This is a genomic window from Bradyrhizobium sp. USDA 3240 (assembly GCF_054063295.1).
In genome coordinates this window covers 5,879,537-5,905,341 of sequence record NZ_JBSSGD010000002.1, presented here as the reverse complement: position 1 = coordinate 5,905,341, position 25,805 = coordinate 5,879,537, and the positions used below count along the sequence as shown (strand labels likewise).

Below are 25,805 nucleotides of genomic sequence, written 5' to 3'. Positions count from 1 at the left end.
CGCTTAATCCTGCGGCATGACATCCTGCACGGTAATTCGCTGGCAGTGGGGTCCCAGCATTTCCGTGAATGCGAAGGCTGCACCTCCGACTTCAAGGGCACGCGTAACATCCCCATTGGAACGCGACATCCGAAACATTTGCGCGTAACGCTCCTGTTCCAACGGGTTACTGTCGAGGCGCCACTGATCACCAACAGCAAGATCACGCTCGAACAGATGATAGTTCTTGTCCAGTCTCATGGGTTGATTAACCTGTTGTTATTGGCTCGATCAATCGCCACCGCACATATTGTCAGTCGCCGGCTCGCCCGAGGAACCGCGCGACCTCCGCTTGCGAATTGCTTCAACAATTTCTGCAGTAGCTGCAGCGCTCGATCCAGTGTTAGTAGCCGGGATAGTGGCCTTCTTGTCCCCTGCGCTCGGCACATTGACGAGCTTGCGCGACAGCCAATCGCTATTGCTCAATGTACAAAGCGCATAAGCCTTCAAAGGAAGTAGGATAAATATATTGATAGGCGTATGGAGCGAGAAGCCGATAAAGCGCAATTCGCGGGCACGAAACGCCGCGACACTGCACCGGATTATTGTCATTGCAGCAATTGTCAATCCCGTCCACCAGGGCACCGAACCGCCGATTGCGAGCTGTGCAAGCGCAGCCAGTGATGACAATACGAGGAGTAAAGGGCCGAGATTTTGTCCGACAACGTCTAGCGTGAGATAGCCATCGAGTTCGGGCAGCAGGCGCAATGCAAGAAACGTGTCCCTAAAGGTACTCCGTGCCCAACGGAGTTGCTGACGCAAATACGGCCCAAGGCTGTCGGGTACGACTGTTGCCGCGATGGCATCCGGGACATACTCGGTTCGAAATCCCGCTTTGAGCATGAGGATAGTTAGGTGGCGATCCTCGCCAAAATCGCTCGGCTTTCCGCGAAAGAATTGCGTTTCGTATTGATCAAGCAGCAAAGCGAGGGCGGAGCGACGATACATCGCGCAGGGGCCGCAGCAGCACATGACTGCACCGAAGCGAGCCTGTGCCGCGCGCTCTTCGTTGCACGCTAGCCAGTATTCCATATCGATTAGCTTGGTTAGCCAGGTTTGGCTGCGGTTGCTCGCTATCAACTGGCCCATGGCGGCGCCGACTTCCGGCTCCTGCATCTTCAATGCAAGCTTCTTGACCACGTCAGCGGCTAGTATCGTATCCGAGTCGACGTTGAGCACCAGGTTCCCGGACGAGCTACGTATAGCGGCGATCTGCGCCTTGCGCTTTCCAACGTTCTTGGCCAGCAGGATGATGCTGAATCTCGGATCGTTCGCATAGAGGTCGTGTACAGGCCCCACGACATCGCGATTTGCAGATCCGTCGTCGACCACATAGACCTGCAGTCTTCCACCGTAGTCTTGACCTGCAATCGACTCGAGACATTTGGAGAGCGTGTTCGGGTCCTCGTTGAAGCAAGGCACGATGACGTCCACGCTGGGCAGAGCTACCTCGGATTGGCCCAGATCGGTCTGCAGCGACGAGGTATTCGCCGGCTGAGCATAGAGCGCTTGCGCGCTCTTGTAGACAGTTGAGAGCAGCGCATAAGACGAAACGGCGACAGCGCTGGTTGTAGCGAGCAGGTCCATTTTGGGGCCAGTTTTGTTTAGTGAAGTTGAGGAAGCGGACGGATTGCAAACCCGCGCTGTTGCAGAACCGGTATCAGATGTGACAGCGCCATCACCGTCTGATCACGCAGAGTGGCATCGCTGCAGAGTCTTTCCTCACCAGGAGGATACCCGTCGTGCAGAAGTACAATTGCGCCTGGACGAACGGCCGCCAGCACTGAATTCACAATCCTATCGACGCCTGGGCGCGACCAATCTCTCGGATCGACCGACCAGTGCAGAGCTGTGAGGCCAGCGCTCGCTGTCGTAGCGAGGACCGCTTGGGTCCATAAGCCGTAGGGTGCTCGCATGTGCCTGGGCGAAGCCTGCGGGCATGCCGAACGGATCGCCTTGCTCGTCGTTAGCACTTCATCGTGAACCACCGCTGGTTCACATCTGGAGAGATCCGGATGCGTCATCGTGTGGTTTGCAACCTCGTGTCCTTGCGCAATCATTCGTCGAATGAGTTCAGGCTGATCGGTCACGTACGTGCCGATAACGAAGAACGTCGCCGGCACCCGATGTTGCGTCAGCACATCGAGCACGTCGGGCGTGCAAAATGGATTTGGCCCATCATCAAAGGTCAAATAGACACAGCGACTTGCGCTGACGTCGGCGTAGTCGCGACGCACCGCAGACAGGGGGACGAGCCCTTTCACAGCTCAGGCCCGTTCCGGTCGATGATCGTCCCGGCCGGCCACTCGCTGATCGGGCGTCCGAGCGGGAACACCACCACGAGAACGTCCTCGATCCGGACCGGCAGCAAATTGGGATACACATCTGCGTGGGTGGACCGGACGCGAATGCCGGACATGAGGGTTGCCAGCCCCTGCCTTCCAATCAGTCTGGTAAGGTGCCTCTCAAGCGCGGGCCGAACCGTACCAAAGCCGAACGGAACCCCGAGCTCCTGCAGCGCAGGATACATCACGCGCATTGAGTGGCTGATTCCAAGCCCCTCGAGATCCGGACGCACCGCATATAGTCCCAGTTCGGCCACGAGTAGATCGCCCCCGTCAATCTTGATGAAGCGGCGTAGGGCGCCGATGTGAGCAGCTACGCCGTGCGCGTCGTAACCAATTACGCGGACCTCCGGCCTTGCACCGGCCCAACTTCGACTCCCCTCAAATGGCTGCGCATTAAAAGCACCGGTCGGCCCATAGCTTTCGCGGAAAAACTCAGCGAGCTCGGTATGGTCGCCCAGCCGCAGCTCGCTTTCCCAATGCAGGCTCCACTGCACTTGAGGGCGCGCGGAACGACTTTCCGCCGACCGAGATCCGGGAATATTCATGACGGGCTTCCCTGCACCAGTGACGTTAAGAGCGGAGGTGGTCACGTGAACAACTCACTATCGGCTGAATCGCTGATCAATACTCGAATGCACTGACGTGGGGCGCCGGCGCCCGGCTCAGTTCGCCAGCGGCGCGGCAGAACGGCCCCCTTGGAGTGGCGCCTTGGCCAGAGAAGAGGCGATCGTGCAGTCGGCGCTGGTCATCCCAGTCAATGTCATGTCCGAGATCTGCCAGACATGCCGACGTGGCGCTTGGATTGTCCGGCACCTACCCGCATTATCAAGAGGTTCGGTCCGGTCCAGGATTGCTATCGATGCTGTGCGGTCTGATGGCGCCCCATCGATGAACGAGATCTCACCGCAAGCGCTCCCGATCGGCCCCAGATCAACTTGGGTCATATGCATCTTCGACACACTCTGAATGTGATGGACAAGCAACTATTTGGCCGGTCGCGGGTGACGTTTGGCATCCGCAATGTGCGCCTGCCTCTCGGTTCCGACACTAGGGTGAGGCGTAAGCCATCTCTAGTGTACGCGGGTAAACCACAAATATGGAAAGGGATGGAAGACACATACGAACGTTTATCGGCAGTACGAGCGAGCGCCGTGTCAGGCCGCTCGTCGCACCGAGAAGAACAGACGTTGCTCGGATAGCGCGCCGACACCCGCCCCTAAACGGATTCGGCAGGTGCTCGCACACCCCAGCAGTCCGTTTCGGAACTCGCGTAATGGCAAGCAGCCATCGTGGTACGCCTAATCAGTTTCCAAACTGATGTTTGCTATCCAACATTCCGTTGTTTCGATAGAACTCATCCACACGATGGATAGACTCACAACATGCGGTTCAAGGGACTTGATCTAAACCTTCTGGTTGCGCTCGATGCTCTGATGACCGAGCGAAACCTCACTGCGGCGGCACGGAAAATCAATCTGAGCCAGCCCGCGATGAGTGCTGCGATCGCGCGGCTGCGCATCTATTTTCGCGATGAATTGTTCACGATGAGAGGTCGCGAGCTCGTCCCAACGCCCGGCGCGGAGGCGCTTGCGAGCCCTGTCCGCGAGGCCCTGCTGCATATTCAACTCTCGATCATCTCAAGGGACGCGTTTGACCCAAGTCAGTCGAACCGACGGTTCAGGATCATTCTCTCCGACTTCATGACAATCGTCTTTTTTCGGCGGATTGTGGATCGCATCGCACAGGAAGCTCCGGCAGTACGCTTCGAATTGCTACCATATTCCGATGAGCCCGATGAGCTACTCCGCCGCGGCGAGGTCGATTTTCTCATTCTGCCGGAATTGTTCATGTCGAGCGCGCATCCGAAGGCGACGTTATTTGAAGAGACTCTCGTATGCGTGGGATGCCGCTCGAACACGCAGCTGTCAGGGCAGCTTACGTTTGATAAATACAATTCGATGGGACATGTTGCGGCCAAGTTCGGGCGGGCGCTAAGGCCCAACCTCGAGGAATGGTTTTTGCTTGAGCACGGCCTTAAGAGACGCATTGAGGTCGTTGTGCAGGGCTTCAGCCTCATTCCGCCTATACTGTTCGACACGAGCCGCATAGGGACAATGCCCTTACGGCTCGCCAGACACTTCGAAAAGCGGACGCCTCTGCGGATCGTCGAGCCACCGCTGCCGCTGCCCCAGTTCACCGAGGCCGTTCAGTGGCCAGCCTTCCACAACACGGACCCGGCAAGCATTTGGATGCGGCGGATACTGTTGGAGGAGGGATCCCACATGACGTCTGCGAATCAGAAGAGCCCAGCTCGCAGGCGCTGCTAGGTCGGGGCCACGAGCCGCTCTCCGCACGCTGCAAATACCGTGTTCGGCCTTTGGTCGTATTCGGCCGCTTTCTCATTTCGCCGTGTCGGGCGGCGCCCTCCTTAAGAGGCCACTCAAGCCGTCGGTCAGTCGCAAACGCCTGGCAGGCGCTGACCGTAGATGCCGCAAAACGTGACTCGGCGAGCTTGCGTGAAAGCACAGCGCTCACCATCGCGGCAACTTCTCAATAATGTTTGATTCGTCCAATCAATCTCTTGAACCCCACGCCGCGTCAGGTTGTAGGCACGCTGCTGGGACGCGTTGCGCGGCCATCGACAGGGGCATCGGCGAACTTACGGCTCTGGCCATAGCACCAGGGCCAGCGCCAGCCGTAAATTGACCAGGTCGTGTTGCGGGGTTGCCGGAGTGTCGAAATCGATCAGCTCCGCGGCTCCCGATACACTCCAGTCGCCGGTCGTTCGCCGACCGCCCTCCGCGCCCTTCTTACGATGGCTTCCGCGAGCTTCTTTCGCGATCGCAGGATGGGAACGGATTCGTTTCAGGCGATCCGATGAGAGCGCTTCAGAGCCGCTTTCGCTACTCTAATATACCGCAACGACACTCGCGCAGGATAAGACGATATGCGCTTCAAGGGCTTGGATCTAAATCTTCTCGTCGCGCTTGACGCTCTGATGACTGAGCGCAACCTCACTGCAGCAGCACGCAGGATCAACCTTAGGTACGCATCCGGTCAGCACCCCGGGCAGGCGCGCCGGTCAGCCGTGGCGCTCAGGCGGCAGCCGCTCTGGACTGTTGGGTCGCCTTCCAATTCCACGGGAGCAGGTCGGCGACTTTGTTGACGGGGTGATCTCTAAACCTGGCCAACACATCCGCGAGCCAAGCTTGCGGATCAACGTCGTTCATCTTGCAGGTTTCGATCAGGGTATAGACGGCGGCGGCGCGATGGCCGCCGGCATCTGAACCGGCGAAGGTCCAATTTCGTCTTCCGACAGCCACACCGCGTAAGGCTCATTCGGCAGCGTTGTTCGAGAGGCAGACGCGACCATCGTCCAGGAAGCGGGTGAACGCCGCCCAACGGTTGAGCAGGTAGTTGATCGCCTTTGCAGTATCGTTGCCTGATGAGAGCAAGGTTCGCTGCTGACGCATCCAGATTTCGAGATCGGCGACGATCGGCCTCGACTTATCACGACGTACCGCAAGCCGCTGTTCCGGCGTTTTGCCGTTGATGGTGCGCTCGATCTCGAACAGGATATCGATGCGTCGCACGGCCTCGCTGGCAATCGGCGCCTCTCCAGATTTCGCCAGGTCGAAGAACTTTCTGCGGCCGTGGCTCCAACAGGCCGCTTCAAGGATCGGAGCTGGCTTCCTTTGGGCCTTGTAGAGCTGGTTATACCCATCGAAGGCATCAGCCTGCATGAGGCCGACATAGCCGGCAAGATGGCTTTGCGGGTGTTCTCCAGCCTGGTTGCGTGAGTAGTAGAACAGGGCCGCCGGCGGATCCGTGCCGCCAAACGGCCGGTCATCGCGAACGTAGGTCCAGATCCGGCCGGTAACCGTCTTGAGCTTGGCCAGCACCGGCACCGTCGTATCGTCGGCGTGGATGCGTTCCGCGCTCATGACGTGGATCCGGATCGCCTCAATGATGGGATCGAGTGCCACCACGCAGGCGCCGATCCGATCCGCCAGGGTCGAGACGTCGATCTCGATCCCTTCGCGGGCATAGGTCTTGCTCTGTCGGTTCAACGGCTGGTGCAGCAGGAACTTGTTGATCACGTCATACGGCTCTCAACAAGTAACGAAGCAGAACTCAACATCGCCCAATGAGCGAACAGCTTCGGCCTGCGGCAGCGGATCAATCTGAGCCATGTGGAGGCTCTGACTTTTCCATTCTTCAGCCCTTTGTATTTGCGTCGCGCCCAGCGGTTAAGAGATTCATCGACGTATCGATACAGGTTGTGCATTTCTGACCGCCCATATCTGCCGTAGTACTGCATCCATCCACGAAGGACGGGATTCAGTTCCAAGGCAATTGCGTCGACTTCCGTCTGCGAGCGAAGCCTGAGCCGGAGCTGCCGGATCGTCATACGCATAGCCTTCACCGCCGCCCCTGCTGACCGCTGGCGAGAACGTACAGAAGTTTTCTTTCTTCTGATGGTTTCTTGCCCTGCGCGGTCGAAAGGTAAATCCCAGAAAGTCAAATGACTGACTGGCATGGCTACCCGGGCGATTGCTGTCTTTGCAGTAGACGATCTTGGTCTTGTCGGAATGCATTTCGAGTTCGCATTCCTTAAACCTTGCTTGCAGCGCCGCCTTGATGGCTTCCGCTTCAGCCTTGGTTCGGCAATGAACGAGCCCGTCGTCCGCGTATCGACACCACGGCGACTGCGGGAAGTTCCGCGCCATCCATGTATCGAACGCATAATGCAAGAACTAATTGGCAAGGACGGGACTGATCACGCCGCCATGGGGTGTGCCCCGGTCGCGAGCGGTGATCGCTCCGTCTCTGTCTTGCATCGGCGCTGTTAGCCAGCGTTCGATGTAGAGCAGAGCCCATTCGTCTTGCACATGCTTCCTGACGGCCTTCATAAGCAACTTGTGGCTGATATTGTCGAACAGGCCTTTGATGTCGAACTCCAGCACCCAGTTCATCTTCCAGCACCGTTGCCGGGTGACGCCGACGGCGTCCAGCGCGGGTTTTCCGGGCCGGTAGCCGTAGGAATCGGGAAGGAAGATTTCCTCGAGTGCTTGTTCAATCTGCAGCTTGACGACCGTCTGCGCCACGCGATCTGCTACTGTCGGCACACCTAGAATGCGTTGTCCGCCGTCCTTCTTGGGAATGAGGACAGCCCGAACGGCAGGTGGAAAGTAGCTGCCAGAAGACATTCGTTTCCAGACCTTGTAAAGGTTGCCCTTCAAGCCCTTCTCAAACGCTTCGAGCGACACCTTATCCACGCCGGCCGCGCCCGCATTGGCTTTGACCAGTTTGTAGGCCTTCATCACTGCCTGCTTGTCGATATCGTACTGCTTGCGTCCGGTTACACTCACATGTCCTCCTGCTCATCACAGTTGCATATGGGCGCAACCCACTTGTTTCGGCCCCTTCGCTCCAGTTCCACTACAGCACCTTCATCACTACTACGAGCCGATCCGCCCCAGTGTTGTGCTTCGGTACTCTCGTCTCGCGGTGTGCGCCGCTTGAACTTCTCCCTTGGCATCACAACGACTGGTTCCTGCAGTTCTCTACAAGAGCCTATATCCAGATCGCGTCCCCTAAACGCCGGTCGCCATCCGCGCAGTAATCCAGGCGTCTCACGGATTGATCTCAGGGATGGCACGCGCCCCTGATTTTGGCGACGTCTAAATAATTTTCGACGCGTCATCGGAAGATTCGCTTTCGCTCGCCTTCTGGATACTTACCTGCCCCGTAAACCCGGGACTTTTGCAACACTTGCTCATGACCGCGCCTTTTAAGCGAAGCCACAGTGTCGTGGTTTTGCATCTGCGCCTGAAACGCCGATGCAGGAGGGCCATCCTCCATCTCTCATAAAGCTGTACGCATTAAATTCGGTTATTCACCTCCTTCTTGCTCCGCAGCACACCATGCCAGATGATCTTGATCAGGTCGCCGCGGCGGCCTCTAAAAACATAGAGATCACCGGCATGCGGATCACGCTTCAAACTCTCCTGGACCAGACGCGCGAGGCTCGGGAAGCCGCGGCGCATATCGGTGTGGCCGGTCGCAAGCCACACCTGCACATTACCTGATATGGCAATCATCGGCGCTCAAGTACCTTGAGGACCCGCGCCAGCGCTTCTGGATCGACGTGCGAATCCACTCGGATCCGTCGCCGGTTACCGAGGTCGATCTCGATCAATCCAATACGCGCGGCCACTACAGACCGCCCTCGGCTATCACCCGCAGGTAAGAGCTTCGGAGTTTCCTCCGCCTCCGTGGCGGCGATCTGCACCGGCGCAAAAGACGGTGCGACCTGCTCGGATGTCCGCGCTTGACGACGCCAGGTGAACACAAGGCTGGCCGCTACTCTGTTGCGACGTGCAACCGCTGTCACCTTTGCGCCCGGCGCCAACGTCTCCTCGACAATCCGTGCCTTGTCATCCTGCGACCAACGCCGCCGACGCTCCAGCCCGCCCAAAATCTCGACCCGCATCGCCTGATGACCTTAAAGCTGGACTTAAGGTCACACGCTTGGCGAATTACAGCGTGTCAGACAAGACGGCGCCCGCCGGATGCGTACAACCTTAGTCAGCCAGCCATGAGCGCGGCCATTGCCCGGCGCCGCTCCTATTTCCACGATGATCTGTTTGCAATGAGAGGCCGGGAACTTGTCCCGACCTCACGCGCCGAAGCGCTGGTAGCTCCCGTTCGCGAGGCGCTGACGCACATTCAGCTCTCCATTATCGCTCGGAACGTGTTCGATCCCGCTCAATCAAAGCGCCGATTCAGGATCGGCCTTTCCGATTTCATAACAGTCGTATTCCTGCGAAACGTCGTAGAGCGCGTTGCGCGAGAAGCTCCCGCCGTCAGCTTCGAACTGGCGGCGCTTGCTGATGATCACGATGAGATTCTCCGGCGCGGTGAGGCCGATTTCATCATCTTGCCGGAATTATTCATGTCGTGCGCGCATCCTAAGATGAGCCTGTTTGAGGAGAGCCTCGTTTGCGTAGGCTGCGGCACGAACAGCCAGTTGCTCCGACGGCTAACATTTGATCGATATATGTCCATGGGGCACGTTTCGGTAAAACTCGGAGGTGCGCGCAAGACCCCCACCGAGGAATGCTTTTTACTCGACCTTGGCCTCAACCGGCGCATCGACATTCTCGTGCAGAGCTTCAGCATGATTCCGCCCCTGCTGGCAGGCACGACTCGCATAGGGACCATGCCATCAAGGCTCGTTAAGCACTTCCAAAGAATGATACCCCTTCGGATTGCCGAATCCCCGCAGCCATTCCCCACTTTTACCGAGGCGGTCCAATGGACTGTCCGTCACAACAGCGATCCGGAAAGCGTCTGGATGCGAGAAATACTGCTGCAGGAGGCGGCCCGCATGGCATCTACACGTGAAGAGCGCTTCATCATCAACGCTTCGGACCAAGCGGACACTGGCGCAGACTTCGCAGAGTCTGGCTCGCCGTTGTCGTAAGGACGTCCGCAGTGCGTAACCTCTATCCGGACGCATGTCTCGACGCGGCCAATTCACGCTTGTTCCAATGACACCGGTTATTGGCAGATAAACTTCGGTCAGTTTCGGCCGATGGCTTCAGCCGCTGTGCCGCTCGCATTCTATCATCCGACCGGCGCGCGAACTGCGACGCAACGCGGTCGATTGCGTTGTTTGCAACTTACCCCTCCAAGACGAAGCACGACGCGCCCGCCGCCGCTCCAGCTGGGGTCTTACGCTGCACCCGGCCTCTCTCTTTGGCGCACCAGGCTCGATGCACAACTTGGAATCAGCTTCGGACCACGCGCCGTCCACTCTCAGAATCAGTAGCTCCCAGGCGCGAGCTCGATTCGGATTAGCCGGCGTCACATCATCACCCACAGTGAGCGCTGTGCTGATCGATTGTGCAGATGAGGTACATCCCCGCAATTTCGACGCAGTATCGCGCAGCCCTGTTGCCGTATCGCATCACCTTCAAGCGCATCGCATCTTCGTCGCTCCGCGCCGCCGGTCCGACTTCTTTTGGCCCTACCGCGGCCAAACGTCTCGACGACGTGCGCGACCCTAGCGCGATGACAAACAGGAGCTGAGCGTGGAGCAATACAGCGGCGTATTTGATCCGGAAGAACTTTCCAGCTTGGGAAGTCTTTTTGATAGTGCAATCACCGCGTCGCCGCCATCGATGCGAACTGCCGATAATCGAACGGCGATCGCAAAACTCATTTTGGAGCGGACAGCAGCGAGCGAGGCTCGACTGGCATACCTGATGAACTTACTGGTTACCATTTCCCCTCAGGGTTGATTGCCCGCCATTCTAAGGATAGTCACCATCTCTTGCGCTGGAATGGAAGACGATCCAGCTAGAGCTTTGAAATAGCTTGAATCATACGTGACGTCAGGTTGTAGGCTTTGAAATTGAACAACATGAGCAAAGCTACACCACGAAGGCGTCGATGGCGCATTGGCGAACTTGCAGAGGCGACCGGAGTGACGGTACGCACGCTGCATCACTATGAACACACGGGGCTCTTAGCTGCCTCCGAACGCACCGACGGCGGCCACAGGATGTACGACCGCGAAAGCGTTCAACGGGTTCATCAGATTCGAGCGCTGCGTGAGCTTGGTTTCTCCCTTTTCGAGATCGGTAAGGCTATGGAGCGTACGACTTCACTTACGGACCTCATGCGCAAGCATTTGGAGCGGATAGAGCTTCAAGTCGCTCGTGCAACCCTGTTGCGAGATCGCTTACGCAACATGACGACGGACAGTGAAATCCAGGTAAGTGTTGATGAGCTACCCGCCACCTTGGATGCCATGTCGCGGGTCGTGACGCGTAGCCAGCCCTCCCGATGCACTTGCAAGCTGGCTGCAGATCACGAGGAGCGGTGGCGGCGGATCCGCGATGAGCTGCGCGAATGCATGGATAGGGCTGAGCATCCCTGCGGCGAGCGGGCAAAGGCCGTCGCGATCGCAGCACGCTCGCTGATCGGCGAAATAGCCGGCGCCGATTCGCGCGTTTCGACGATCCTGAAGGTGCTTACACGGTTAAGCGCACCTCGCACTCTGGCAGGTTGGGATCCCCACCTCATGCAGTATCTCGATCTCGCCCTTGCTGGATTGGAAGATCAGCCGTACTGATTGCGGCGCCGACGGGCGGATTGTCGGACGGCCCGGTCCACATCAAAGCGCGTTGAAGCGCCGGTTGATCTGCTGGTTCTGATTCGTGCCTGCCGTTCTGCGGCCTCACTAACGCACGGCCACTTGCTGCAACTGGCGGCATGAACCCCGAATGGGGCTTGAACCGCACGTAACGTCAAATTGTAGGCTCTAGCGAGATTGAGGTCTGGCGAACTGCCGCGCATGGATTCGCTTGCCGGAAGCAACCGCATCGGGCTGCAGCTGGCTGACCGCGGCGCTGGCCGTTCACTTCATTTGAGATTGGGAGTTCTACAATGCTAAATGGGCGCTACGCTTCGGCTGCAAGAGCAGCGCTCGTCTTCTGCGCCATCGCCTCGACTGCGCACGCTTCCGACGTCAATATTGCCGTGGCTGGCCCGATGAGCGGGAACAGCGCTGCGTTTTGGCGCGCAAATGCGCGATGGTGCGGCGGCCTCCGTCGAGGCATTGAACGCCTCGGGCCCAATGCCAGATACCAAAGTGATGTTGAGCGTCGCAGACGACGCCAGCGATCCGAAGCAAGCGGCCGCAGTTGCCAATAGGCTCACAATGGACCGAGTCCAGTCAGTCGTCGGCCACTTTTGTTCCCTCTCGTCGATCCCAGGCTCCGAAGTCCAAGCCGAAGCGGACAGGCGGTGGGGCGGGCCGGTTCCTTCAACGCCTCGCGAGTTGTCGTGGCACTTCGTTCAGGGGCGATCGATAACCTGATCGGGCCGCTCCGGTTCGATGGCAACAACGCGGCTCCCGCCCTTCTGGTCTATCGCTACGCGACGGGTGTGTTGAAGCCGTCGAGCAGAACTGACCGGCGCGAACGCATCGTTTCCCTAAACAGCGAATGACATGAGACGTTCTCAAGACCTGGCAGCTGCAATAGTTGCGTCCGCCCTTGTACTGGCGGCTCTCGGAGCACTTCTTGCGTTTGCTGCAGCGCTCGCAGAGCTCCCCGATGTCGACACGCTCGATAACGAGCTACGTCCGATGATAGACAAGTAGTACCGTGCCAACCCTCATTGTTTGCGAGTCTTTTAAGCAACGGCCTGATCGCTTAATGGTTGGCTACCCTGATCGATGGGCTTGTTGGCCATATGAGCCCTCCATTCACCCTGCAGCATTTGATTGGCGCTGTCGGGAGGTGCTGGCCGCTATCCTTTCAACCGGCGTAGCCGCGAAAATCGATTTTCGGCAACATTCCAGCCTATGGAGTTCCCGTGCTGACAAGTGCCCCTGACCTGCACAGCTTCCAGGGCGCCAGACGCTGCGTCGTTTACGTCCTCTCGCGCTAATTCGAGCTGCGCAAGTTTCTCGTTATGCCCTTCCGCCAGACAGTTTTCTGCGCGAATTACAACTTCGACGTCAATGGAAACCCCTTCTCGCTGCCGAGCGCCGCAACGCACAACTCACCCAGCGCTGCGCTCAAATCGCAAGGCACACATACAGACCAAGACTTCACCATGTGGCACGCACTCATCAAGCCGAGCATGTTGACGCGCCAATCGAGTGCTTTGGCAAGATCCGGAATACCTTCAACGTCGGCGACGGGGTCCTGACGCATCCTTCAGCTATCGACGACAAGGGTTCGCCTAACGGGCCTCTAGCCCGTCTTATTCATGATTGCCGGGCGGGGCAGCTGGAACATTTCCGGTCGGGGTGAAGGCGCGCGCGAACGCTTCGGCTTTTTCGCCGCTTTTCGACCCGACTTCGTGAACGCGTTGGAGGACGGCAGCGGGGTGACCGGGGCTCATGCCCCGCGCGTCAGGGTGCTTGCGGGACCAGAGCGTTTGCCAAGCCGCGGAACAGGTCGGCGTTGGGGCACGCCGCAGCGAAGGCGAGACGGACGCGGGTGGCGGTCTCGATGACGCGGGCTGCGATCTTGAGAAGCCTGAGCCTGATCGTGTTGAACTCGGCCGTTGCCAGATCGCGCGGCTTTGGGATGGCATCGCGCACGGCGAGGATGAGCCAATAGGCGGCGGTGTGGAAGACGAGGCGGACCTGGTTGGCGAGCGCCGAGCGGCAACTGGTGCGATCGGAGGCGAGCTGGGTCTTGTGCAGCTTGATCAGGTTCTCGGCCTGTCCGCGAGCGCAATAGAGGCTGTCATAGATCCACTCAGCCGAGCCGATATCCAGGCTGGTGACGACGTAGCGGACGTCGAGCCCTTGTTGGGTTGCCTCGATGCGGGCGACGACGCGGCGCTCACGATGCCAGGAGCCGGCCGCGTGGCGGGTCTCGGTGTAGCCGCGAACCACGATCTTGTTCTCGATCGCACGTTCGGTTCGAACTGCATCACAGACCTCGTCGACCTTTCTGGCGAGCGGCTTCGTGCCGGCTAGCGCGAAGATGTAATCGACGCCGTTTTGCTCGCAAAAAGTCATCGCCTCGGGGCCGGCGTAATGGCTGTCGCCGCGGAAGGTGATACGCGTATCGGGCCAGCGCCGGCGAATGCGCCGAACCAGGCGGCGCAGGTGTGCCCGCACCTCGCGGCCGCTCGGCGTCTTGCCGGGGCGCAGGATGACCGCAACAGGCCGGCTGTGCTCGGTGTCGTAGACGTGGATCGGCAGGAAGCAGTGTTCATCATAATGGGCGTTGAACAGCGAGAGTTGCTGACGGCCATGCACCACGTCGACCGTGTCGTCGATGTCGAGCGTGATTGCGCTCGGCGCTCGCGCGTAGCTGTCCATCCATAGGTCAACCAGCACAGAGCTCAGCCGGATCACCTCGCGCAGGTGTGGTGCATTCTCCAGGCGCGATAGGGTCGGCTGCGAACACAGATCCCGGCCAGTGTCCGGCAGTCGGCCGCAAGCCAGCTTGAACGCCGGATCGCCGCGTAAACGATCGAGATCATTGCCATCCTCGTAGCCACACGCGATGGCAAAGATGCGGGCGCGGATCATATCCGCAAGGCTGTGCACGATGCGTCCCGGATCGCGCCGCTCGGGGAATACGCAGGACAACTTCGCGGCCAAGCCGAGGCGCCGGTCCGCCATGGCCAGAAGCATGACGCCGCCATCCGACGTCAGCTTGCCGCCGTCGAACGAGGCTGTGATCTTCTTGCGGGAAACGGCTGGAAATGAGAACGGCAGACTCGTATCGTCGGTCATGGCGAGTGTGGCGGCCCGGATGCGCGGAGGGTGGGTGTCAGCAACCGAATCCTACGCCACCTCAGCGGCTTACGCCACGCTCGCCAGCCTCTCAACAAGCCGCTGATGAATAAGACGGGCTAGGGCAGATCGATGAAGCCCATTTGGCCCCAGTCGGATCGTCTGCGGCCCCCTCCAACCCGCGCTCGGCAGATGACCAATTATTCCGCGCTTCCTCCGGCTGGAATGCAAGCTCCCCCCTAACAGGGGCTGTCAAATGAAGCGGCCACGATTCACGGAAGAGCAGATCGTCGCGATCTTGAGGGAGCATCAGGCTGGGGCGAAGGCAACTGACCTGGCTCGCAAACACGGGACCTCAGAAGCGGCCATCCAGAATTGGAACGCCAGGTTTGGCGGCATGGACGTTCCTGCGGCCAAGCGATTGAAGGTCTTGGAGCAGGAGAACGCGATGCTAAAGATGCTTCTGGTCAAGCACATGCTCGATGTCGCGGAGCTTCGCGAACTGCTTTCAAAGTAGCGAAGCGACCATCTCCCGGCCGCTTGGTGTCAGGCGCCTCGCGCGCCAGAGAGGCAAAATCAAAAAGGGACACTGTGAACAGAGGCCTCATCAGCGCCCACATCAAACCTGGATCGCGAGCAATCGCCCGGAGCCAGCGGCGTGGGCTGCTGCAAACGGCGCCAATCTGGCGTGCGCAGGCCACTCCTCTGCTGTCCGAAACATGACAGATGCGTTCCGCTCTCATCTGGCGCATAAGACCGCCGCGGACGATCGGATGCCATTTCTCGGCTTGCTGCGCATGGTCGTAGTTGCGCAGTCTGACAAAGATGCCCGCGCGGCCGCGGAAGCCGCTTATCAACGATGGCTAAGGAGCTTTAGATTCCCTCACGAACTGAGTGCCACTCCGACACCGCCTGACTTGCAGCTGACCTTCGATGCAGCGCTTGAAGCGAACTGTGCGTTGTCGGAACGCCAGCTTCCATGCGACAGCTCCTCCTTAACCAGAGCGAGGAGGCGGGCGCCAACTAATATCTACTATGCCAGCTTGCATTCGGGAACCTTCCGTTGGAGGTTTCGCTGTACACAGCAACCACAATCCAATCCGAGATCATGCCTGGCTTTGGCTGAAACGTTCGATCCGATTTTGCTACCTGCGTTCAGCGCCGCAACGCTATGTGCCATGATCGACCGCCCTGCCGACAACGCCGATATCCGCCTGCGATCACGCTCGCTGCCTTGCCCCGGACCAATAGAGCATGCTCGAGCACCTGGAGCAGCACCGGGTCAGCCCCGCGCCCCGTCTCATCGGCTCGTGGACCGCGCGAGAATCCAGCGCCATCCAGAAAGGTCAATGACTCCTCGCCCGGGCTATCCGCGAACTGGATGGATCCCATCAAAACTTTCGATTTTACCGGATTTAGCCAAATACCCCATAAGTCGATCGCGATTTCCGGAAAGCACCTTTCACGAATGTCGTGTGGCCATGGATCCCTTTTGCCTTCAGCACAGTCGCAGGTCAGTACAAGCCACCCCGACCTGGATCCACAAAGATACGTTCGATTCGTCCAAATCGACGCACGTGCGGACCATTTTTAGTCTGTCCCCTGATCGCCGCGTGCGGCGCGTAGTCATCAACCGCGTCCTCGCTGATACCATGGCCATTCCCCCAAAGGCGTTTCAGACGATCGGCGTTAGCGCACTTCCAGTGGCCTCGGTAAATGCATACGTCGTTTAGGATTCGGCCAGGTGAACCGTCCTCCTCGCCGGAGCTTGGACTTTTCGCCCTGACCAGGTCGGCAGCGCCGTCAATCTGGCGGCTGCAAGCGAGGCCGTGCTGGCAGGTCTGTACCTGCCCCGATTGCAAGATACGTGTCCGACGGCCCGGACGAGGACCCGATCTGCGACGACATGGACAGATCAACTTCGCCAACTTGCCGTCCACTCTGCAACGTCGTGTGACCGCAAATCCTCACTGCGCTCGCTTGCTGAGCCCAGCTCGGTCGGCGAAGGCCAGATCTACGCTCTACAAACCTGCACGATGCTCATCCGGCTTTATCCGCTGTTGTCGATCAACTTTCGACGGGGGCGAGCGCTCTTTGAGTTTCCGGCAAGCATCACACCATCATCTAAGCAATTGGCGCAGCTGGGCGAGCTGCCGAGCTCCCATCTGTTCGCGGGCTCCTTTTCCCCGCCTGGCCGCACGCTCACTGTGCCGAGCATTTAACGATCTGAGCGTGGCAGCCCAGACGATTGTGGCGGAAGATCGCTCTGCAATCCCCGATGAGCCCCAATTGGCTCTCGGCGGCTATGCCGGGCGGCGTCTCACACACATCCGCGGGCTGCTCGGCTTCAGTCGTCAGTCGCAGTCATGGCCCGCAGGCCCTGCCATTGTACGGCGTCGAGCGAGCGCGACGATCGCCTCAATGAACACGCAGCTGGGACGGAGACATTCCTTGTCGCGCCGCACCTGCGGGCTCTCGCGGACCGCGAAACGCAACACAAACCATCAGGTACTTTACATTCACTTCACCACCAGGAGCACATCGTGGAACTTGCCCCCTCCAATTCCCGCGTACAGAATCTTAAGGATCGGATCGACCTGCAACTGACCATCCTCGCCACTCTCGTAGGCGAGGATGGTGACGCGCTTGACGCGATCCGACTGCTCAACGCACTCACAAATGAAATGATCACGGCGGAGCTGGAGCTCGGCCAGCTCGGCGAGACAAGAACAAGCAATCATGACGGCGGCGCTCGCACCACGCACATGTCCGGGGACCGCGGCGCTTATTACCCGGAAGACCTTCTCGTTTTGGGACGCCTGTTCGATCAAGCCGTCGATGCCTTGCCGGCAAACCTACGAACTCCGGCCAACCGGATGAAGATCGCGAAACTCATTTTCTCGCGTGCCGCGGAGTGAGATTTCGTTGACGGTTTGATGTGGAGAGCGCTTTTCCTGGCCGAACAACGCCGGCTGCGATGGTACGAACAGAGTATCATAGCGAAGCGCAGCATCCAACGAGCTAACCTGGCATGCGGGCGCCGCCTCCATTACGCCGTCTGCGACTGATTCGTTAGCTATCGCGGTCGGGTCGGGTACGTCGGACAATCACGCATTTGCACTGCAACAACCCAGTTTGATTTCGCCCCTTAGTTCAACTTTTGCTCTTGCTTCGGGACCTCATGGCTCTGCTACCGCCGTGCGGAAGCCGGATAACGAGAAGGCACAGGCCGCCCGGGTACGAGACACTCACAATGACTGCCAACTCGGCCTAACCTTCGTTTCGTGTATAGTGGTTAGGCCGTTGTTGCGGCAATATCCCCTTATTTGCTGACGACGAACTTCACTCGAACCCTTCTGGGGGCGGCGGCGCACGGTCGTGGTCGAGTAGCTCGGCCATTTGGCTTTGCCCTCACAGATCCGGGCAGGCGGCTTTCCCGCACCCGGCTCTTCCCGAGGGTAACCCGCGTCATATCCGCGCCTGTGCCCAAGTGCGAGTGATGCGTGGAACGGGCAGACGGAAGCGTGCCGTCAGGGTCTCGAACTCGGACCAGCCCATGCGCCGACTTTTCTGGCTGCGCCGTCTCAGACAGCGCATCCAGGTCCGACGCACTTCGCGGTAGAAGCCGTTGAGCGCTGGATAATTGTGCGGCCTGCCGTAGTAGCCGTAGTGTCCACGCAGCACAGCGGCGAACCACTCGTGCTGCGAGGCAGTGGCGCGTGCATGAGCCGCCAGGCCTCCTGGCGCAACGCCGTCAGCTTGCGCGTCAGGCGTTTCCCTTCCGTCTTGTGCTTCACGATAAACCCGCCGTCCCTGGTCCGCCCGCAGTAGTGGGTGAAGCCGAGGAGGCGAAGGTTTCTGGCCGCCGCTCGCCGCGCCGCTGACGCGAGAGGGCCGCGAACCGGCCAAACTCGATCAGCCGCGTCTTGTCCTCATGGAGCGTTAGGCCGAAGCCGGTCAGCCGCGTCTTGAGGGCAAAGAGCATTTCCTGCGCATCTGCCTTGTTCTCGAAGCCCATGACGAAGTCGTCCGCATAACGCACAGTCACGACGCGACCGCGTGCATGGCGACGACGCCATTGGTGGACCAGAAATCGAGGATGTAGTGCAGGAAGATGTTGGCAAGGAGCGGGCTAATGCCCGCCGCCTTGCGGCGTACCCCTGTCTGTATCTTGCTTCTCGCCGCTCTCAAGAACGCCAGTTCGCAGCCACAGCTCGATGAGCCGTAAGATGCGAGGATCGGTGATCCTGTGCGCCACCATCCGCAACAGCCACTCGTGGTCGACCGAGTCGAAGAAGCTGCGTATGTCGGCATCGAGCACCCAGTTGACGCCGCTGGCTCATGATCGCCGTGTGCAAGGCGTCAAGCGCCATAATGAGGATTCCGCCCCGGCCGAAAGCCGTAGGAGAACCCGAGGAAGTCGGCCTCGTAGACGGCGCTCAGCACCTCGGCTACCGCGCTTTGGACAATCTTGTCCTCTAGCGCCGGCACACCGAGAGGCCGCTTACCGCCGTCGGCTTTGGGGATGTAGACTCGTCGCACCGGCTGTGGCCGATAACGACCAGTGTGGACTCGTGCGCAGAGGTCGCGGAGGTTACCCGCTGCCTCCAGCAGCACGCCAGCTTCCGGGAATTGATGCCCGCGGCGATCCGGGCGTTACCGTGCACCTCGGAAAAACGCCCTGCGTCAGCTACTCGTCAGCCAGCTGGTCTACCGGACAGGCTGCGCATTCTCGACTTGATGGGGGAGATATGACGGGCATTGGCCGAACTGGCAATTCGCACATTGGGCCTGCGGAAGCCCGCAGCACATGGGGATCGAGCAGTTCGAGCCCGGAGCCCGGGGCCGCCCTCGGCGAAGGCAGGCAAGCTTTCGACTCCGTCGTGGTGGGGATGCGCCTCGGGCCTCAGGATGGAACGGCGCCGCTCGCAGGCCTACCACCAGCTTCGGGTGCGCCAATCCCGAGTTCCTCAAGTGGCGACGGAAAATCAGCGCAGAAAAAAATGCGCAGTCTGCTTGGGAACTTTATTGCTGCCCAAGCTGCGGTTATGCAAGCTCGGAGCCTATCGGAGACGCAAGACCTGATTGATCAAGGCGTCAAGGCGGGCTCGGAAGTTCTGGAGTATTACGCGAGCCTCCCCTCGGACATGGCGCGCAGGCTTCTTTCCGACAGTCAGGTTCGTCAACTCCGCGACGAGACTCTCGCCTCGGGGAACAACGGCAACGCTGTGGCCATCCAGATTGGCGACAAGCTGGATAAGAACAGGAGCAAAGCAGCAGCCGTGTTCGAGCGGATGCGAGATGCCGGCGCTCCGTCCGACCAGCTGGGCCGGGCGGTATCCAGCGTGGCGAAGCATTACGAAGCCTGCTTGGATTGGTGGGGAAAGAAGGTGTTGCGTTCGGAGCGGATGCGGTCCGTTTATACGGACACCGCCAACTTGCCCAGCACCACGTCCAAGATGCGGGAGGAAGAAGAGGCCGCGCTACGCCAGCATACCGGCTGGGCACTGTATACGAAGTGCATGTACCTGGAATCGCGCATCGCTCTCGCGCGACTCTTGATCGAGTCGAAGGCGGCCACGTTCGGCCCAGCCGTGAACGACGCCCTCATGGGTGAGGATGGGCGGGTGCGACTGCTTGGGACCTTTATCGCGGGATTTTTTTCCGGCATTCAACTCGACTTCCCACGCCGTTCTGGAGGGAGCGGCGCTCGACGCAGACCACTGCACCGTTCTGGAAGGAGTCATGGAACGGCTTTCGGAATTTGCCTCAGGGGTGCACGGCATCGTTACCCGACTAAGGGGCGCCGGAACGGATGCCGACCTTCCGTTGGAACTGTTGGGCCAGATCGCGGAAGGTGCATGGGTCACCGCGGACGACGTCACGCGTCTTTTGGTCGTGCAGCCAAAGACGCCCGCCATGATTGAGCCGCTGGCCCGGACTGCCGTAGTGGTTGAAGGGGGCGCGGCGCGGAGGAAGGGGAAAGGCAAGCGCGCCCCGGCCGCAGGCGAGCGAAGTTCGGCGGCCGGGCTGCGCGAGCCGCAGCTCGCCACGCCCGACGCTGCCACGGCCCCAACAGGCAAGGTGATCGTACTCTCGGATTTGGGTACAAAGAAACTCGCGAGCGCGGAGGAGGCAGACGCGAGGGTGTCATCGTCGGCGACTGGGCACCTGGAGATATTGCAGGCTCCGCCCTCCAGGAAAGCACTGACCGGATTAATCGAGCGATTGGACGAACTTTTGCAGTTCGATCTGCCCGCTCAGCAAAGCACCGTCTCGCAAGCGCGCCAGATGAAGCCCGAGGACGCCGATCACGTCGTGGATCTCGTCGTTAAGCGACTGCAGACGCAGGCCTCCGAGATTGAGGCCAGTGTAGTCGCGCTGGAGGAGCCTCGCCGACGTGTCCTACTCACGCCTGCGCAAGTGCCGGAAGTGCATGACAAAATAACCCGGCTCAAGGCGATGTTGTCCGAGGTGCAGGGACAGGCGAACTCTTTGAAGGCGCGAAAGGCGGCGATCACGATCGATTGCATGAAGACCTACGCGTTTCCGTCCCAGAAGTATCTTGAACAGTTGCGGGCGGCCGGGGAGCTGGCGTCTGTGAATCCACCGCGCGCCTTGAAGGATGATCCGGGGACACTGTTCGAGATCAAGCTGCAGCCCAAGGCCCTGCGCAATGGCGCGATGCCGAGCCCGATGTGGGTGCACATCCATACCAATCGGCCGGTACATGCCAGGCAGTTGGCAACGCTGAGCGATGCCGAGTTCGCCGCTTGCCACGTGAAGTCCAATGACCAACGCGGCTACAATCAGGACTGGCAGAGCGCTCGAGCTGCGACGGGGCGCGAGAACGTCGTGATCCACCGCGGGAAGCTCACGCCGGCGTTCTGTAGGTCCTTGATGAGCACCGCAGTTGGTGGCCATCCGTGGTATCCCCTTCCCGAGACGGAGCACATGTCGACCCAGATGGCGCGCCTGGGGATGTAGACAGGTGGTTTGTCTCGCGCCGGAGCGCCGCTGTGGTGACACGATCAAGTGGCCGTTATCACCGAGAGGAAATCCTCGATGAGCTCGAAGTCGGCACGAACTCCTCGAACAGATCGACAGCGGGGTCCGATTGAAATTCGATCGGGAGCGTCGTGACCACGGACTTCCTTTCGCTTGGCGGCTGAACCGTCAAATGCCGGCGCTCAAGTCCAGACGCATACGATCAGCGCTCCTGGCCCTTCATCTTCGAAAGTGAGTACAGATGAACTTCGTCTTAATGAATCGCGTGCGTCAACAAACGGATAGCGTGGACGCGCAAGATGCCTCTCCGGCCGACTCGTCGGCAGAGGCGGCGGCCTTTCACAGGCAGCTGAGCGAGGTCGCTGTCCCGTCCTCTCCCGTGCTCATGCAGGTCCGCGCCCATCAAGCGGATACGACGGTCACACCCTGCGGGACGTCATCGACCGAACCGAGACACTCACCGGCTGCGCGATCGAGCGCGCCTTTGTCGACAAGGGATACCGCGGCCATGACGCACAGAACCCGCGCCGCGTCTTCATCTCCGGCCAGAAGCGCGGCGTCTTCGGCACTATCAAGCGCCAGCTGCGGCGCCGCTCCGCTATCGAGCCCGTGATCGGCCATTTGAAGGCTGAAGGACACCTCGGCCGCTGCTACCTCAAAGGCCGCGCCGACGATGCCGCCAACGTCATCCTCTCCGCCGTCGGTTACAACTTCCGCCGCATCCTCGCTTGGCTAAGGGCTCTTTGGTACCTCTTCCTGGCTGCCTTCTTCTCAGTCACCAGCCACCGCACACCACTCAAATCGGCTTCTTAACCGACGACTACATCACTGGTCTTAGGAACGCTACTGATGGGATTTTCCGGGAGGCGAACCATCTCACCGCGAAAGGCAGACATATGGCTCTCATTTAAAGGCTCGATCGAACAAATGCAATGCTGGTAGACAGCGGCCCTGCCGGATCGGCGAGCGTCTGAACCTCCGGAGAAAACGGCTCGAACGAAAGCGGCATGTCAAGCCCAACGGCCAGCAATGTGCGCAATTGCGCCATGTTCCCGAGCCGATCGTCCGCATCCACCAACACGCGATGCTCATCGCGCATGCCGGAGATCGCGAGTTTCGGATCCGTAACCCCAGAAACATGGACGATCCCGGTCACTTCGGGAAAGAGCTTCGTTTCGCCGGCGAGATGGTGATGGAAGGTGTCGTGAACTAAACGGAATGTGTCAACCCCATCGATTTCGCGGACCGCATCAACCGCCTCGCTCTTCAGGCGCAGAGAGCATATCTCGAAGCCGAGCGGTTCGAGATAGCCGCGAAGGCCCCGATCGGCGAGGATCGGCCTGAGAGCCCTGAGCGCGGCGACAAGATTGCGCTGGCGTACCCCGCCTTCCCGACCGCTGCCGTCGTTGAGCGGCACCAGCGCGATGGCTCCTGCACCGACCGCCTGCGCATAGTCGGCAAGCTCTATCGCTTCGGCTTCCCGGGCCGCATTCCACTGGTTGAAGCGCTGCAAGCTATTGATGGTGAGGATGCGGATACCCGCTGCTTCGGCCGCAGCTTTCACCTCCTCAGCCGGCGTTCCGTCCAGAATCGCGTTCCCGTCGAGGTCGTTGCGGATTTCAGCTCCGGACGCGCCAACTCTGCGGCACAGCTCAAAAAAGGCATCCTGCCGCAGCGATGGCGCCAGAATATGATTGATGGCAAAAGATGGCTCAATCATCGCGTTCTCCGACGTCATGGGGCAGCGGCGCGCCGCCATGCTGTTGTTCATGCGCCAAACAATTACGTCTCGAGCCGTACGACCCGGCCGGTCTCTGCCGATTTGAGCGCAGCGCCGGCCAGCCGAAGCGCCGCGAGACCATCGGCGCCACTCGGCGACATAGCGCGATTTTCGACTATGGCGGCGATGAAGGCGGAGATCTCGTTGGCATAGGCGTCGACATAGCGATTCATGAAGAAGTCGTGCAGCGGCGGGCGGGTGTAGCCGGAGCCGCTCGCAAGTTCGATCGATACCGGCCTCTGGTTTTCGGCCGCCACCATCCCTCTTGATCCCAACACCTCGATACGCTGGTCGTAGCCATAGGTGGCACGACGCGAATTTGAGATAGTACAGTGCTTGCCGGAGGCGGTTTTCAGGATAACGCTCACTGAATCGTAATCACCGGCTTCTCCGATCATTTTGTCGACGAGCACGGACGCTTCGGCGCTAACGCTGACCGGCTCTTCGCCGAGCAGGAAGCGCGCCATGTCGAAATCATGGATAGTCATATCGCGGAAGATTCCGCCCGAACGCTTGATATAGCTAAGCGGCGGCGGGCCGGGATCGCGCGACACGATCGTGACCATCTCGACATCACCAATGGCCCCTTCGTCGATCGCCTTCCGTACCGCAACGAAGTGCGGGTCGAAGCGGCGATTGAAACCCAGCATCAGTGCCTGGCCGGTTTTCTCGACTAAGGCGAGACATCGTTCGACGCGCTCGATACTGAGATCAATCGGCTTCTCGCAGAAGATCGCCTTACCGGCCATCGCGAACCGTTCGATCAAAACGGCATGCGTGTCGGTCGGTGTACAGATGATGACAGCGTCGATGTCGTGCGAGATTTCGATCTCCTCAACGCTCCGGACCTCGGCGCCATAGGCAGACGAAATATCTTGCGCGGCATTTTGGTACGAGTCAGCCACAGCCACTAGTTTAGCTTTGCGGGTTGCAGCGACCCCTTGGGCATGAACTCTCCCAATGCGCCCTGCACCAAGCAACCCGAAGCGAACTGTCATTCCTTCCTCTTTCAAGCTGAAGGGTGGACGCGTCCCCGACACGTCCACCCTTACTTGTGCCGGAAATGGTCGCTAAAGTGTCGGCGCTTCCTGTTGCGCTGATGGTACGTGTCGGTCACGACATGCGGCGACGATGATAACGCCTTTGATGATCGCCTGGCAATATGTTGACATACAGGAACGTGGAGCCAGACATCATCGTGCCGAGGATGATCGTTCCGGCGATCCTTCCGGAGCCGCCTGTGAGCTAGGGTGCCGCCGATAACTGCTGCCGGGATCGCGTCCAGTTCGTTCATCGTGCCCATGCCTGCCTGTGCCGTCTGGGCGCGGGCTGCGGTCACGATACCCGCCAGACCGGCCAACGTGCCGGCGATGGCGCCTTGATCAAATGACGCTCGATGTTGATGCCGGACACACGGGCCGCCTGCGCATTCGCGTCTATGGCGTAGGTGAACTTGCCAGCCCAATAGCGAAGACAACCTGGAAGATCACCGCGATCACCAGGAAGATGATAACTGGTGCTATGCCACTACCAAAGAAGGTGAAGCCATCAGACCCGAAATCGGCTGCCCCTTAGTATACCACTTCGCCAATCCGCGGGCAGACACCATAATACCAAGCGTGGCAATGAACGGCGGGATCTTGGTGTAGACAATGAGCGCGCCGTTGATGGCACCGGCAAACAGCCCATACCGATCAGGACCGGGACGACCGCCGGCAGGTGCGTGAGGTCGGGATAAACGACTTTGCCCCACGTCGAGGCTGAGCTAAGCTCGCGGCCACCATCGCCGAGAAGCCGACGACCGAGCCGGACGACCAATCGACGCTAACATGGTGGACAACGCTGACGCGTTGACCACATGCCCATGGCACTGGTGCCGTGTTACAGCCGAAATGGAATATCTGGTGTGTAGGTGAACGTGAATTTGACAGACGAAACCCGCCGTGGGCCGCCAGCGGGTTTTGAAGAGCTGCGGCAGCGTATCCTCGACCAACGCACAAGAATGCCAAATGGATCAGGCAGGTCGCCGCATATTCGTTGGACAATCCAAACGACGTCGCCCTCGGTACCGCCGCCAGCATTGCCGCTTCAGCCGGCGTTCAGGCATCGACCTTGGTTCGTTTCGCGAAACACTTTGGATTTGAGGGAGTCACCAAGCTTCAATCGGTATACCGCGAACGGCTTCGCGACCGTAACATCTCCTGTGATTAGCGCCTTACCTCGCTGAAAATGATTGGAGCAGAAGGTGAAGGCGTCCACGTCCTGAAAGGCCTGATGCATGCATCGATACAATCGATAGATACGCTTGCCGATTCGATTGAGAGAGACCGCTTTGACCAGGCAACAAAAA

General features: G+C 59.6%; 16 protein-coding genes and 10 pseudogenes. 13 read left to right on the top strand and 13 right to left on the bottom strand.

Annotated features, from left to right (window positions below; all coding sequences use genetic code 11):
• Positions 1-3: 3 nt before the first annotated feature.
• From ACVIGA_RS28505 to ACVIGA_RS28490, 4 genes are read right to left on the bottom strand one after another with little or no spacing between them, the layout of a single operon-like run.
• Positions 4-240, bottom strand: a complete 237-nt coding sequence (locus ACVIGA_RS28505; protein ID WP_321576394.1) for an SAM-dependent methyltransferase — start codon at positions 238-240, stop codon at positions 4-6.
• A 30-nt stretch (positions 241-270) separates the two neighbouring features.
• The gene (gene nodC / locus ACVIGA_RS28500) at positions 271-1,626 is read right to left on the bottom strand and encodes a chitooligosaccharide synthase NodC (RefSeq protein WP_173640803.1); all 1,356 of its coding nucleotides are present in this window, start codon (positions 1,624-1,626) and stop codon (positions 271-273) included.
• Between the two features lie 17 nt (positions 1,627-1,643).
• Positions 1,644-2,303 carry a chitooligosaccharide deacetylase NodB gene (nodB, locus tag ACVIGA_RS28495; protein WP_166104841.1) on the bottom strand — a complete coding sequence of 220 codons (660 nt, stop codon included), beginning with the start codon at positions 2,301-2,303 and terminating at the stop codon, positions 1,644-1,646.
• Entirely contained in the window at positions 2,300-2,932 is a 633-nt protein-coding gene (locus tag ACVIGA_RS28490; protein WP_166104846.1) for a NodA family N-acyltransferase, read from the bottom strand. The genes nodB and ACVIGA_RS28490 overlap by 4 nt, the downstream gene beginning before the upstream one ends.
• Positions 2,933-3,769: 837 nt before the next feature.
• Between ACVIGA_RS28490 and nodD1 the strand changes: the two genes are divergently transcribed.
• Positions 3,770-4,714, top strand: coding sequence for a transcriptional regulator NodD1 (gene nodD1, locus ACVIGA_RS28485; protein WP_166104848.1), 945 nt, complete (start codon positions 3,770-3,772; stop codon positions 4,712-4,714).
• 620 nt (positions 4,715-5,334) lie between these two features.
• Positions 5,335-5,430: pseudogene (locus tag ACVIGA_RS28480) on the top strand (LysR family transcriptional regulator); the annotation flags it as partial.
• Positions 5,431-5,482: 52 nt separating this feature from the next.
• Here ACVIGA_RS28480 and tnpC read toward each other — a convergent pair.
• From tnpC to tnpA, 4 genes and pseudogenes are all read right to left on the bottom strand, one after another.
• Positions 5,483-6,487, bottom strand: a pseudogene (tnpC, locus tag ACVIGA_RS28475) (IS66 family transposase); the annotation flags it as partial.
• Positions 6,484-7,711 (bottom strand): annotated as a pseudogene (gene ltrA / locus ACVIGA_RS28470) (group II intron reverse transcriptase/maturase). The pseudogenes ltrA and tnpC, both read right to left, overlap by 4 nt.
• A gap of 561 nt (positions 7,712-8,272) precedes the next feature.
• Positions 8,273-8,491 carry an IS66 family insertion sequence element accessory protein TnpB gene (tnpB, locus tag ACVIGA_RS28465; RefSeq protein ID WP_456668705.1) on the bottom strand — a complete coding sequence of 73 codons (219 nt, stop codon included), beginning with the start codon at positions 8,489-8,491 and terminating at the stop codon, positions 8,273-8,275.
• Positions 8,488-8,883: an IS66-like element accessory protein TnpA gene (gene tnpA, locus ACVIGA_RS28460; protein ID WP_208068564.1), complete on the bottom strand. Its 396-nt coding sequence runs from the start codon at positions 8,881-8,883 to the stop codon at positions 8,488-8,490. Before tnpA ends, tnpB begins: the two co-directional genes overlap by 4 nt.
• Positions 8,884-8,970: 87 nt before the next feature.
• Here tnpA and ACVIGA_RS28455 point away from each other — a divergent pair.
• The 5 genes and pseudogenes from ACVIGA_RS28455 to ACVIGA_RS28435 all read left to right on the top strand — a co-directional run.
• A pseudogene (locus ACVIGA_RS28455) lies at positions 8,971-9,876 on the top strand (LysR substrate-binding domain-containing protein); the annotation flags it as partial.
• A 610-nt stretch (positions 9,877-10,486) separates the two neighbouring features.
• Positions 10,487-10,696 (top strand): hypothetical protein, encoded by a 210-nt coding sequence (locus ACVIGA_RS28450; protein WP_166104862.1) that lies wholly within the window; start codon positions 10,487-10,489, stop codon positions 10,694-10,696.
• Positions 10,697-10,818: 122 nt separating this feature from the next.
• Entirely contained in the window at positions 10,819-11,532 is a 714-nt protein-coding gene (locus tag ACVIGA_RS28445; protein ID WP_456668704.1) for a MerR family transcriptional regulator, read from the top strand.
• Between the two features lie 453 nt (positions 11,533-11,985).
• Positions 11,986-12,279, top strand: coding sequence for an ABC transporter substrate-binding protein (locus ACVIGA_RS28440; RefSeq protein WP_456668703.1), 294 nt, complete (start codon positions 11,986-11,988; stop codon positions 12,277-12,279).
• The gene (locus tag ACVIGA_RS28435; RefSeq protein WP_166051984.1) at positions 12,246-12,410 is read left to right on the top strand and encodes a hypothetical protein; all 165 of its coding nucleotides are present in this window, start codon (positions 12,246-12,248) and stop codon (positions 12,408-12,410) included. Before ACVIGA_RS28440 ends, ACVIGA_RS28435 begins: the two co-directional genes overlap by 34 nt.
• A gap of 913 nt (positions 12,411-13,323) precedes the next feature.
• Here ACVIGA_RS28435 and ACVIGA_RS28430 read toward each other — a convergent pair.
• Positions 13,324-14,667 (bottom strand): IS1380 family transposase, encoded by a 1,344-nt coding sequence (locus tag ACVIGA_RS28430; protein ID WP_456666193.1) that lies wholly within the window; start codon positions 14,665-14,667, stop codon positions 13,324-13,326.
• A gap of 256 nt (positions 14,668-14,923) precedes the next feature.
• Between ACVIGA_RS28430 and ACVIGA_RS28425 the strand changes: the two are divergent.
• From ACVIGA_RS28425 to ACVIGA_RS28415, 3 genes and pseudogenes are all read left to right on the top strand, one after another.
• Positions 14,924-15,181: pseudogene (locus tag ACVIGA_RS28425) on the top strand (transposase); the annotation flags it as partial.
• 85 nt (positions 15,182-15,266) lie between these two features.
• Positions 15,267-15,793, top strand: a pseudogene (locus ACVIGA_RS28420) (LLM class flavin-dependent oxidoreductase); the annotation flags it as partial.
• Between the two features lie 1,417 nt (positions 15,794-17,210).
• Positions 17,211-17,585, top strand: a complete 375-nt coding sequence (locus tag ACVIGA_RS28415; protein WP_338696173.1) for a NolY — start codon at positions 17,211-17,213, stop codon at positions 17,583-17,585.
• An 875-nt stretch (positions 17,586-18,460) separates the two neighbouring features.
• On the opposite strand, the pseudogene ACVIGA_RS28410 reads toward ACVIGA_RS28415, so the two are convergent.
• Positions 18,461-18,988: pseudogene (locus ACVIGA_RS28410) on the bottom strand (reverse transcriptase domain-containing protein).
• 430 nt (positions 18,989-19,418) lie between these two features.
• Between ACVIGA_RS28410 and ACVIGA_RS28405 the strand changes: the two are divergent.
• Positions 19,419-21,654: pseudogene (locus ACVIGA_RS28405) on the top strand (hypothetical protein).
• 405 nt (positions 21,655-22,059) lie between these two features.
• A pseudogene (locus tag ACVIGA_RS28400) lies at positions 22,060-22,488 on the top strand (IS5/IS1182 family transposase); the annotation flags it as partial.
• Positions 22,489-22,582: 94 nt separating this feature from the next.
• Here ACVIGA_RS28400 and ACVIGA_RS28395 read toward each other — a convergent pair.
• From ACVIGA_RS28395 to ACVIGA_RS28385, 3 genes and pseudogenes are all read right to left on the bottom strand, one after another.
• Positions 22,583-23,395, bottom strand: a complete 813-nt coding sequence (locus ACVIGA_RS28395) for a TIM barrel protein (RefSeq protein ID WP_173642972.1) — start codon at positions 23,393-23,395, stop codon at positions 22,583-22,585.
• 62 nt (positions 23,396-23,457) lie between these two features.
• Positions 23,458-24,453 (bottom strand): inositol 2-dehydrogenase, encoded by a 996-nt coding sequence (iolG, locus tag ACVIGA_RS28390; protein ID WP_173640797.1) that lies wholly within the window; start codon positions 24,451-24,453, stop codon positions 23,458-23,460.
• Positions 24,454-24,503: 50 nt separating this feature from the next.
• A pseudogene (locus ACVIGA_RS28385) lies at positions 24,504-25,278 on the bottom strand (ABC transporter permease); the annotation flags it as partial.
• 214 nt (positions 25,279-25,492) lie between these two features.
• On the opposite strand from ACVIGA_RS28385, the gene ACVIGA_RS28380 reads away from it, so the two are divergent.
• Entirely contained in the window at positions 25,493-25,666 is a 174-nt protein-coding gene (locus ACVIGA_RS28380) for a hypothetical protein (RefSeq protein ID WP_338025826.1), read from the top strand.
• The last annotated feature ends 139 nt before the right edge of the window (positions 25,667-25,805 follow it).